Raw genomic sequence first — 10321 nt, forward strand, 5'->3', positions numbered from 1 at the left:
ATAAGGCGCGCCGCTCGGTGTCAAGGACTTGGCACGGTGGTCGCGCGCGCCGCATCCACCAGCGGTCGCGCGGTGCCGCCCAAAGTTGGAACTGCTGGTCATTCCGGCAGGATGCCAGTCCTACGCGCTTGAGCCTGGGAACCCGATCAAGGTTTTTCACGAAGACACGGAAGAAAGAGAAGAAATCCTCTCACAAAGACACAAAGACACAAAGATAGAGAAGTCTTTCATGGCTTCTTATCTCTCTTTTCTTCTTCGTGTCTTTGTGTCTTTCTGAGAGCATCTTCGTTCGCGATAGCGCCGTCTTCAACAGTCAACTCGACTGCTTGGTCGATCCCCGTCTGGGCGAGCAGCGCCTTTGGAATCAGGGCGCCGTGCGCGTTGCCGATCTTGCGTAGGGTGGTTCTCATATAGACTGACCAGAACGCGATCGAATGTGAGAACGATGTTATGCCCCTGGGTGCCTCGCCGCCAGAGTCGATCAACCTGAAGCCTGGATTTCCTCACGCCGAGGCTCCAGTCGCTCTGGCGCAATCCATCCGCGTCCGCGGTCTGGTGCAGGGCGTCGGCTTCCGGCCGACGGTCTGGCGCCTGGCGCGCGACCTGGGGCTCTGGGGCGACGTGCGCAACGACGGCGACGGGGTGCTGATCCGCGCCTGGGTGCCCGATGCGGACGGGGCGGATCGGCTTGACGTGCTGTGCGAACGGCTGCGGGCGGAGTGCCCGCCGCTGGCGCGGATCGATTCAATCGAGCGCGTCGCCCTGGATCTGCCGCGCCCGCGGCGGCCCGACTTTCAGATCCTGGCGAGCGACGCCACCGCCGTGCGCACCGGCGTGGTCGCGGACGCGGCCACCTGCGCCGCCTGCGCCCGCGAAATTCAGGCCCCGGCCGATCGCCGGTACCGCTACCCCTTCACCAACTGCACCCACTGCGGACCGCGCCTCACTATCATCCAGGCCATCCCCTACGACCGTGCCAATACCAGCATGGCGGTCTTTCCCTTGTGTCCGGTCTGTGCCGCCGAGTACGCGGACCCGGCCGACCGGCGCTTTCATGCCCAGCCGAATGCCTGTCCGGTGTGCGGGCCGCGGGTCTGGCTGGCGGACGGGGAGGGCAGCGCGCTGCCGGACCCGAACCAGGGCACGGACGCCATCGCCGCCGCCGGCCGACTTCTGGCTCAAGGCCGCATCCTGGCCATCAAGGGCATCGGCGGCTTCCACCTCGCCTGTGATGCCGCGAACGTCGACGCCGTGGCCGAGCTGCGGCGGCGCAAGCGGCGCTTTCAGAAACCCTTTGCCCTGATGGCGCGCGATCTGGCGGTGATCCGGCGCTACTGCGCGGCGGGGGAAGCGCAGGCGGCCCTGCTCACCAGTCCGGCCGCGCCCATCTGTCTGCTCGATCGGCTGCCGGCGTCGACCGGTCCGGCCCTGGCGCCGGATTTGGCGCCCGGTCAATCCACCCTGGGCTTCATGCTTCCCTACAGCCCGCTGCACCTGCTGTTGCTGGCCAACTGGGACCGGCCGCTGGTGATGACCAGCGGCAATCTCAGCGAGGAACCCCAGTGCATCGACAACGGCGATGCGCTGGAGCGGCTCGGCGGGCTGGCGGACGCCGCGCTGCTGCACGATCGGGCCATCATCAACCGGGCGGACGATTCGGTGGTGCGCCTGATGGACGGGGCGCCGCGCCTGCTGCGGCGCGCGCGCGGCTATGCCCCGGCGCCGCTCCAGTTGCCGCCGGGGTTCGCGGCGGCACCGCCGGTGCTGGCCTTCGGCGGCGAACTGAAGAACACCATCTGCTTGCTGAAGGACGGTCAGGCGATCCTCTCCCAGCACCTGGGCGACCTGGAAGACGCCCGCACCGCTCGCGAATACGAACGCACCATCGACCTCTATCTGGCCCTGTTCGAACACCGCCCGGAGCGCTGCGCGGTCGACCTGCACCCGGACTACCGCTCGACCCAGACCGGCCGGGCGCGGGCGGCGCACGGCGGGCTCGCGCTGATCGAGGTCCAGCACCACCACGCCCACATCGCCGCGGTCCTGGCCGACCAAGGCTGGCCGCTGGACGCCGGGCCGGTGCTCGGCATCGCTCTCGACGGTCTGGGCTATGGCGCGGACGGCACCCTCTGGGGCGGCGAGTTCCTGATCGCCGACTATCGGACCTATCGGCGGGTCGGCTGGCTACGGCCCGTGCCCATGCCGGGCGGCACCCGCGCCATCCTGGAACCCTGGCGCAACCTGCTGGCGCAGATCGAGGTCTGTTTCGGTTGGGAGGCGTTCCAACACCGCTGGCCAGACCTGGCACTCACCCGCCGCCTGGCCGAGCGGCCGATTACCCTGCTGCGCACCCTGATGGAGCGTCGGCTCAATGCCCCCCTGACCAGTTCCGCCGGGCGCCTGTTCGACGCCGTGGCCGCCGCCCTCGGCCTCTGCGCCGACGGCATTGTCTATGAAGGCCAGGCGGCCATCGAACTGGAAGCCCTGGCGACCGCGGCCACGGGACCGGCCTCGGCTGGTGACGGTTACCCATTTGGCCGCATCGACACGGACGGCGGCACCCTGCTCGATCCGGCGCCGCTCTGGTCCGTGCTCTTCGCCGACCTGGCCGCCGGGATCGCGCCGACCCGGATCGCCTTACGCTTCCATCTGGGGTTCTGCACCGCCGTCGCCGCTCTGGCCGCGGATTTGGCCCGCGCCGCCGGACTGGATCACATCGCCCTGTCCGGCGGCGTTTTCCAGAACCGTTTGGTACTCGAAGGCGTGAGCGAACGTCTGCGCGAACTGGGCCTGACCCCGATGAGCCACCGCCAGGTACCGACCAACGACGGGGGTCTGTCGCTTGGTCAGGCGGTTATTGCCGCCGCCGCGCGCTAACGCCGCTCATTTGGAGTCCAAGGCTTCAGCCTTGGCCCGCCGAGCCGCTTGGACACCAGCGCGCCGGCCAACCGGATTCGCCGGGCGTAGGATGCGGTGAGGCACGAACCGCATCATTCGCGATCCAATCGGTTGCAGGATTCGCCAGCAGGGGCAGGAACGAACCGCATCGCGAGCCGTAGGTACCGCCCTCCTCATAATCTCAAACGCCCCTCTTGACGTATGCATATTATGAGCCCATGCGCTATACCTATGAGGAAATCCGGGTGATTTCGATGCGTAAGGCCGAGCGAAATGAGCAAGACATCTACTACAGCAATCTTTGACGAGGATACCCCCATTACTCAGGCCGACAGCGATGCCGGCAAGCTGGTCTTGCGCAAGCGAGCGGATGCCCGGGTAGTGCAACCGAAGAAACGCGTGACCCTGTACCTCGACGCTTCCTTGGTAGAGCGCTTCAAGGAAATGGCCGGAGAGCGCGGCTACCAGACACTCATCAACGAGTTCCTGAAAAGCGCGCTTCAGCAGGCCGACCTGGAAGCAACGCTCCGGAAGGTGATCCGCGAGGAATTGAAGGGGCCGAAGGCTGCGTAGAAGCCAAAGAGCCAGCGGGGTCGCTGGTGGACTACGAGGCCGCGTGGCCGCAACCGTGATCAAGGCCGCCTTCGTCACCGCGGCTGAGCCGGTTCAGCGCATTCTGACGCATCCTTTGACGCGCCCCGCGGGTCTCGCCCCGGCCCGCGGGCCGACCCGCCTGGGATGATCCGCTCGATCAGCGCCCCTGTCTTGGTAAACGCTCTGGCGCGCGGCTCCCGATCACCACTCGCCCACCTCCCTCCGCTATCAACCGGCTTGCCCTTTGCCTTTATCGGAGCTAGGGTTGGCGCCCTTCCGGCCTCGGATGGTTGAATTTCCGATCCGTCACTGGCCTATTTACTGCGGCACTGAAAGGTCACCAGCTTCTCATCCAGATCGATATAGCGGGGCATTGAGATGCCACCGATGTTGACTTGCAACTTCACCAGGCGGTCTTCGGTGCCGGGGACGTAGTATTCGGTATCGCCGAGGGTGCACTCGCCATTCTTAGGCTTGGAATAGATCCCACTGGCACCTATGCAGTAGGCAATTTCGTTCTGTGTGCAATCGACATAGGCGGTTTTGAGGTCCACGTTAAGCTCGGGGTGCTCGGGATCGTCTTGATCCAATTCGATTTCCGCCTCGGTCAGCGTACCGTTATTGCCGTTGCCGACCAGGACGCGATCGACCCGGATGAGGCAACTGGCCATGACTTCCAGCGCACAGGCCCCGTCGTCGGGGGTGGCGCCGGCTTCGCAGGTGGCATCCTTGACCTGAGTGATCTTGGTTTTGCCACAGCCAGCCAGGGGCTGGGTAACAGCAGAAAGTTCTGCCGCGACTAGGTTTGAAAGCGTCAGTCCCGCCGTGATGATCAGGCTAATATGGAGATTCAGGGCTTTCACGTTGTGTTTTCCAAGTGATGGTTGGGTTAACGACCCGGCCCGCGCTAAGATAGCTTGAGCCTGCCGAATGGCTGTTGGAGACCAGGCAGGGAGGCTCCAGGCTATGCAAAGTATTGCCCCGTCCGTCACCGCCGCATTCGGTCGCTCCTATTCTGCCACAAGGCGTTCCCCAGAGATATCGCAAGTGGTCTTAACTATGTGGTCGCCGTCGATGACCTACTTGCGGTCTCGCAAATGGGGGTCTGACTCTGGCCCGAATGGCACGGGTCAGGCTCAATTCAATGAATTGAAATTGAGTCTGGCGCCGTTAGCCACACGGATTCCCGCCTCTGCTGTCCTGTACGCTGTTTCTTTGCAACAATGTCGGGGAAAGGTTTTTCCACGATCGAGTAACTTCCGGCCGACTTCAGGCAAGACATTCAGGCATGGAGCGCTTTATGAAAGCAGTTATCGAAGTTGCGCCTCGCGGCTCTATTTTTCGCACCGCCCAAGAGCAGTTTTCCGAATCGCGTTCCGGCAAGACGCCGGGTTTCCGACTCAGCTTCGAGTCGGCGAAGACCCTCTTTGCCAACCTGACACCGGCTCGCCTGGAACTCCTGGATACGCTGCGACGGATAGGTCCCTGCACTCCGGCGACCTTGGAGCGGGTCGCACTGAACTCCGATCTGGATATCCAGAATGACATTGCGAGTCTTGAGCGTCTTGGGTTAGTGGAACGCGATGACGCCGGAGACTTGACTGTTCCTTACGAGTCGGTTGAGATCATTCTTCCGCTCGCGCAGGTCGCCTGATCGGCGACCAAACCGGGGACCGACCAACGTCGAGAGGAAGGATAAATCAATGGTTAAGAAGTTTGCAGCGCTAAGGGCGCAGATGTCGCCGGAGTCTCAGGCACGCACCGAGGCCAAGGCGCGGGCCATGCTCGCCGAGATGCCGCTGAACGAGCTGCGTCAGGCGCGGGGGTTATCTCAGAAAATGTTGGTCGAGGTGCTGCACGTCCAGCAGCCTGCCATCGCCAAGATCGAGCGGCGCACCGATATGTACATTTCTACGCTACGCAGCCACATTGAGGCGATGGGCGGTCAGTTGGAGGGCGTTGCACGCTTCTCGGATGGCGCGGTCAGGATCAGCAATTTTTCCGATCTCGACAGCGCATAGCCAAACGCATTCAGGCGTGTCCAATCTGTTGTTCGACGGTATTCTATGCCCATGAGCAGTGAGAAGCCCCTATCAAACGACGGTCAGTCGGCAACGCCGCCGGGCCGACGCGACGCCGCAGGGGCGCGCGTTGCGGCACCCGTCGTGCCGCTCCTGCCGAGCGGTAAGTCAGGCGATATCGGTTGTGTTTTCGCGGGGCTGGCGGTGCGGGTTGTGGATCGATCCCCGGATGACTATGCCGCGTTCCTGGAGGATCTGTGAATATCGAGCGGGTGCTCCAGTGGCTCGATTATGTCGGCGAGGACCTGACCTTTTCCGGGCAAGCGCACCCCGCGCGGCTATGACCAACTGCGGGCCGCGATCCGGATGTGTCACGGGTATCTGCTGTACCTGATCGCCGGCGGCAAAGCGGACGAGGCGATCAAAATGGCCAACCGTGTCTTCGATCTGGCGCTGACCGATACGGGAAAACGTACTTTCTTCGATCAAGGCATCGACTTGTTGGACGCGTTGCCGCCATCCGATACCTTCGGCGTGGATGCCTTCGAGCGGGAAAATCACCCCCGCCAAGTCCAGCGGGTGCGGTCGCAGCGTGAGCAGTTTGCTCGCTTCTTGAACCGTTTTGGGGGCCTGGATGGGGTAGGCTGAACCCCAGCCTACATACGCAAAGGAAACCTCGGGAAGGCCTTGATCGTAATCCCGGCCGGCGGCGTGCGTCGTCAGGGCTTCCAGCCCTGACGGTGTCAGGCCAGGATGGCCTGACTACGCACCCGGCGAGCCCAAGTAGCCGGAGTCTTGATCGAGGCCGGAAAGCTGATCCACAGATGTCACAGATTTTTTCTTCATCTGTGACATCTGTGGACAATTCCGGATGATCGTTGTGGCCGGAACGGCGATCATGGCCTGTCGGCGCGAACCAGAACCAGGAGGCGATCATGCACGAGAACGGCGCTCACCCGCGGGTATTCATCAGCTACAGCCATGACAGTCCCGCGCACCGGGAGCGCGTGTTGCACCTGTCCGAACGGCTGCGCGCGGATGGGATCGACACCCGGCTGGACCAGTACGTGAACGGTACCCCGCCCGAGGGCTGGCCGCGCTGGATGCTGAATCAGCTCGACTGGGCGGAGTCCGTCCTGGTGATCTGCACCGCCACCTACTATCGCCGGTTCCGCGGGCTCGAAGCGCCCGGCCTGGGCAAAGGGGTGGACTGGGAGGGCGCCGTCATCACCCAGGCGCTGTATGACGCGCGCAGTGTCACCGCTAAGTTCATGCCCGTGCTGTTCGCCGCAGAGGACGGCGGTTGCGTTCCCGAGCCCCTGCGCGGCCAAACCTTTTACATCCTGACAGCGGATCAGGCTTACCAGGCGCTTTATGCCGCGTTGCTCGGCCAGGCGGGTGTCGAGCCTGGTGCGCTCGGGGTGCCGCGGTGGCAGCCGCGCGCGTCGGCCACGCCGCTCGTTTTCGACGGCGACCAGCCGGCGATTGCCAAGCGCGTGGATGAACAGACCTGGCAGCAGCAGCGGCTGGTCCTGCGCGACCTGCTGGTGGCCCTCCCGGCCTGGCCGCTGGTGCGGGAGCGCAAAGCCTTGGTGGAGGCCGCGCTGGGCGGGCATCCCGCTGCGGCCAACCTGATCTGGGAGGATGACGGCTACACGGTGGCCGGGAATCTCATCCTGAAGCTGCATTTTTTCGATACCGTGCCGCTGCCTGACGGCCATCATGCGGTTTGCGGCCTCCTCGCCGAGATCCGCACGCGGCGCTGGGATCTGCACCCCGGCATTGGCGAACAGATGCAGGCGCTCGCCGCGGCCTTCGGGTGCCCGGCCGCCTGAGCGCTGTCGTCGTGCCGCGTAGGGTCCGCTGTGCGGACCGACCGCCCGTGCGGACCGACCGCCCGTGCGGACCGCTCGCCCATCACGGCAGAGGATGAACATGGATTCAACAAGTCCAGTCCACGATGCCGACCGGACGCGCAAGTGCCTGCGCGACCTGCTGCTCCTGCTTCCGGCCTGGTCCCTGGTGCGGGACCGCAAGGCCTTCGTCGAGACCGCGCTGGGCCATCATCCCGCCGCGGCTGAACTGAACTGGGACGACGACGGCCCCACGGTCGCCGGCCAACTGGTGCAGCGCCTCGACTTTTTCGCCGCCCGGCGGATCGACGGCCGCCATCCGGTCTGTGCTCTGCTCGCGGAGGTCAGCCGGCGCCAGTACGACGCCAACCCCGCGGTTAAGACCCTGGTCGACCAATTGGCCCAGGTTTGCGCCGATCCGGTCGGGTCGCGGCCCACCCGCTGTCCCTATCCCGGTCTGCTCGCCTACGACTGGGGTCGCGACCCGGAGCAGGCGCGGCTCTTCTTTGGCCGCGAGGCCGAGACGGCGGCCCTGCTGGAGCGGCTGGGCCAGCTCGCCGCGGGCGATCTGCTGGTGGTCTCCGGGGCCTCCGGGTCCGGCAAGTCCTCCCTGGTCAAAGCCGGGCTGTGGCGCGCGCTGCACGAACCGCCGCCGGATGAGCCGGCGACCATCGCCGACAGCCGCGACTGGGTGATCAGCGCCATGAAGCCGAACTTCGTCAGCGACCCCTTCGAGGGCCTGGTGCAGAGTGTCCACTGCTGCGCCCGCCGCAGCGAGCTGGTGCCGCGTGACGAGGCGGTGCGGCTGCGGGCCGACCCGGATCAGTTTCCGCGCTTGCTCGACCGCCTGCTCGAAGGACGTCCGGCCTGGCTGCTGATCCTGGATCAACTGGAAGAGTTGTTCACCCTGGTGCCCGCGCCCGACCGCGCGGCCTTCATCGCCTTCCTGCTGCGCGCCGTGGCCGACCCGCGGCTGCGCCTGGTGGCCACCATTCGCTCGGACTTTCTGTACCATCTCAACGATCACCCGGACCTGTGCCGCCTGCTCAACCGCCGGCCGCCCTACTTTGTGTCACCGCCGCCGCCGGACGCCCTGAGGCGCATGATCGAGGGTCCCGCCCAGGCCGTGGGTCTGCGGCTCGACCCCCGGCTCAGCGCCCGTCTGCACCAGGAGGCGCAGGGCCAGAGCGGCGGTTTGGCCCTGCTCGGCGCCGTACTGGAGGACCTGTTCGACCGCTTCGGGACCAGCGCGGAGGGCCTGACCCTGGCGCACTATGAGGACCAACTGCATGGACTCCAGGGCATCCTGACCGAGCGTGCCGACCGTGGGTTCAGGCTGCTCGATGAGGATCACGGGATCGACGGCGCGGCGGCCGAGGACCTGATGCGCCGGGTGTTCGCCGAGCTGGTCCGCATCGATCCGGACAGCCGCGAGCCGACCCGCCGGCGGGCGCCGCTCGCCCACTGGGCCGCGGCCGACCCGGCGCGCATCTTCATCGAGGTCTTCTCGCGCGCGCCCAGGGGGCGGGACGATCAGGTGCGGCTCCTGGTCTGCGGCGCGCGGGACGGCCAGCCGATGGTCGAGGTGGCGCATGAGGCCCTGCTGCGTCAATGGTCCCGACTGGCCGACTGGATCGGCGAGCAGGCCGAGGCTCTGGTCCGCCGGGACGAGGTCCGGCGCCAGGCCGCGCGCTGGGACCAGGCCGGCCGCCCCGATGACCAATTGCCGGTGCTGGGCGTGCGCCGCGAGCTGCGCGACCGGCTCCAGCGCGCCGGGCTCTGGGCCGGGCTGCGCGCCGATGCGCGGACGGCCTACTTTCTGGCCGAGGACGCTCCGGACGAACTGGCTGACCTGACCCGCCGGGCCTTCGAGCATGGCGCGGCCGACGCGGACGCCCTGACGCTGCTGTTCTGTCTGACCGCCCCCGGCCGCATCTGGAAGACCACCCGGACCCTGGGCGACTGGATCGGTACCCAGGAACCGGCGCTGGCCGACTGGCTGCGCGGCGGGTTGGATGCCGTCCTGGCGCTGCTGGTGCAGGATGAGGGCGCGCGCTGGTATCCCCGTCGGCTCGGCATCGGCGATCTGCTGGCGGTCTTGGGTGATCGGCGCCCCGGGGTCGGCGTGCGCCTGGACGGCCTGCCTGGTCTCGACTGGATCGACATCGCGCCCGGTGCCTTCCACTGGCAGGACAAAGGCGAGCGCAAATCCATCGACCGGGCCTATCGGATCGCCCGTTATCCCATCACCAAGGCGCAGTATCAGGCGTTCATCGACGCGGCGGACGACTATGCCAACCCGGAGTGGTGGCAGGAAGGTTACCTGGCGCCGACCCCGGATGATCCACGCTGGGACCAGCCCAACCGTCCGCGGGTCAATGTCGCCTGGGTGGAGGCCCTGGCCTATTGCCGCTGGCTCACCGCCCGGTATCGCCAGGCGGGTCTGATCGATGCCGGTGCGGTCATCCGGCTGCCCACTGAGTTTGATGGGAGCGCGCCGCACGCGGCCGTCAGGACGCCCGCCAGTACCCTTGGGGCGGGGACTACGGCACGGGCCTGGCCAACGTCGACGAGACTCCGGTCGACGCCGGGGGTCTTTATCTGCGCGAGACCACGGCGGTGGGACTCTATCCCCGCGGTGCCTCCCCGGACGGCCTGCGCGACTGCGCCGGCAATGTTTGGGAGTGGTGTCTCAACAAGCACGAGAACCCGGCTGATGCAGACATGAAAGGTGAGGCAGGCCGTGCCTTGCGCGGCGGTTCCTGGCTCAATGACCCAGCCTTCGCGCGCGTTGTCTCTCGCTACGGGAACTACCCTACGTACCGTAACCGCTCGGTTGGGTTCCGTGTGGTGTGTGCGTGCCCCATTCCTCTGAACACTGATCCACTGGTCACTGAACACTAAACCGCGCCCAGCGCGGTATGCGATGTTGTTGGATGGGCTCGGCCCCGGCAG

10 protein-coding genes and 2 pseudogenes are annotated in these 10321 nt (G+C 66.0%); 10 read left to right on the forward strand and 2 right to left on the reverse strand.

What is annotated here, in order from left to right; all coding sequences use genetic code 11:
• Positions 1 to 227: 227 nt before the first annotated feature.
• A complete protein-coding gene (locus tag A39O_RS34885) occupies positions 228 to 410 on the reverse strand; it encodes an AbrB/MazE/SpoVT family DNA-binding domain-containing protein (protein WP_020507180.1) in 183 nt (60 codons plus the stop codon).
• Positions 411 to 450: 40 nt separating this feature from the next.
• Between A39O_RS34885 and hypF the strand changes: the two genes are divergently transcribed.
• The 3 genes from hypF (at position 451) to A39O_RS43265 (ending at position 3640) form a co-directional block, all read left to right on the forward strand.
• Positions 451 to 2877 carry a carbamoyltransferase HypF gene (hypF, locus tag A39O_RS0123830; protein WP_020507181.1) on the forward strand — a complete coding sequence of 809 codons (2427 nt, stop codon included), beginning with the start codon at positions 451 to 453 and terminating at the stop codon, positions 2875 to 2877.
• Positions 2878 to 3171: 294 nt separating this feature from the next.
• Positions 3172 to 3471, forward strand: coding sequence for a BrnA antitoxin family protein (locus A39O_RS0123835; protein ID WP_020507182.1), 300 nt, complete (start codon positions 3172 to 3174; stop codon positions 3469 to 3471).
• Between the two features lie 43 nt (positions 3472 to 3514).
• Entirely contained in the window at positions 3515 to 3640 is a 126-nt protein-coding gene (locus A39O_RS43265) for a hypothetical protein (protein ID WP_020507183.1), read from the forward strand.
• Between the two features lie 166 nt (positions 3641 to 3806).
• Here A39O_RS43265 and A39O_RS0123845 read toward each other — a convergent pair whose 3' ends face one another.
• A complete protein-coding gene (locus tag A39O_RS0123845) occupies positions 3807 to 4355 on the reverse strand; it encodes a hypothetical protein (protein WP_020507184.1) in 549 nt (182 codons plus the stop codon).
• Between the two features lie 437 nt (positions 4356 to 4792).
• Here A39O_RS0123845 and A39O_RS0123850 point away from each other — a divergent pair, with 437 nt between their 5' ends.
• The 7 genes and pseudogenes from A39O_RS0123850 to A39O_RS43690 all read left to right on the forward strand — a co-directional run.
• A complete protein-coding gene (locus tag A39O_RS0123850; RefSeq protein WP_026199703.1) occupies positions 4793 to 5146 on the forward strand; it encodes an HVO_A0114 family putative DNA-binding protein in 354 nt (117 codons plus the stop codon).
• A 49-nt stretch (positions 5147 to 5195) separates the two neighbouring features.
• Positions 5196 to 5513 carry an XRE family transcriptional regulator gene (locus A39O_RS0123855; RefSeq protein WP_020507186.1) on the forward strand — a complete coding sequence of 106 codons (318 nt, stop codon included), beginning with the start codon at positions 5196 to 5198 and terminating at the stop codon, positions 5511 to 5513.
• A 51-nt stretch (positions 5514 to 5564) separates the two neighbouring features.
• The gene (locus A39O_RS0123860; protein ID WP_020507187.1) at positions 5565 to 5774 is read left to right on the forward strand and encodes a hypothetical protein; all 210 of its coding nucleotides are present in this window, start codon (positions 5565 to 5567) and stop codon (positions 5772 to 5774) included.
• 165 nt (positions 5775 to 5939) lie between these two features.
• Positions 5940 to 6161, forward strand: coding sequence for a hypothetical protein (locus tag A39O_RS0123870; RefSeq protein ID WP_157640379.1), 222 nt, complete (start codon positions 5940 to 5942; stop codon positions 6159 to 6161).
• A gap of 287 nt (positions 6162 to 6448) precedes the next feature.
• Positions 6449 to 7348 (forward strand): SEFIR domain-containing protein, encoded by a 900-nt coding sequence (locus A39O_RS0123875; protein ID WP_157640380.1) that lies wholly within the window; start codon positions 6449 to 6451, stop codon positions 7346 to 7348.
• Between the two features lie 100 nt (positions 7349 to 7448).
• Positions 7449 to 9839 (forward strand): annotated as a pseudogene (locus A39O_RS0123880) (nSTAND1 domain-containing NTPase); the annotation flags it as partial.
• A 74-nt stretch (positions 9840 to 9913) separates the two neighbouring features.
• Positions 9914 to 10270, forward strand: a pseudogene (locus tag A39O_RS43690) (formylglycine-generating enzyme family protein); the annotation flags it as partial.
• Positions 10271 to 10321 lie beyond the last annotated feature (51 nt).

Origin of the sequence: Lamprocystis purpurea DSM 4197, from assembly GCF_000379525.1 — a bacterium.
In the GTDB taxonomy this organism is placed as follows: domain Bacteria; phylum Pseudomonadota; class Gammaproteobacteria; order Chromatiales; family Chromatiaceae; genus Thiodictyon; species Thiodictyon purpureum.

Coding starts and splice junctions, on each gene's coding strand:
- A39O_RS0123835 (WP_020507182.1), top strand. CDS start 3,172: ATGAGCAAGACATCTACTACAGCAATCTTTGACGAGGATACCCCCATT.
- A39O_RS0123870 (WP_157640379.1), top strand. CDS start 5,940: ATGGCCAACCGTGTCTTCGATCTGGCGCTGACCGATACGGGAAAACGT.
- A39O_RS0123875 (WP_157640380.1), top strand. CDS start 6,449: ATGCACGAGAACGGCGCTCACCCGCGGGTATTCATCAGCTACAGCCAT.
- A39O_RS34885 (WP_020507180.1), bottom strand. CDS start 410: ATGAGAACCACCCTACGCAAGATCGGCAACGCGCACGGCGCCCTGATT.
- A39O_RS0123860 (WP_020507187.1), top strand. CDS start 5,565: ATGAGCAGTGAGAAGCCCCTATCAAACGACGGTCAGTCGGCAACGCCG.
- A39O_RS0123850 (WP_026199703.1), top strand. CDS start 4,793: ATGAAAGCAGTTATCGAAGTTGCGCCTCGCGGCTCTATTTTTCGCACC.
- hypF (WP_020507181.1), top strand. CDS start 451: ATGCCCCTGGGTGCCTCGCCGCCAGAGTCGATCAACCTGAAGCCTGGA.
- A39O_RS0123855 (WP_020507186.1), top strand. CDS start 5,196: ATGGTTAAGAAGTTTGCAGCGCTAAGGGCGCAGATGTCGCCGGAGTCT.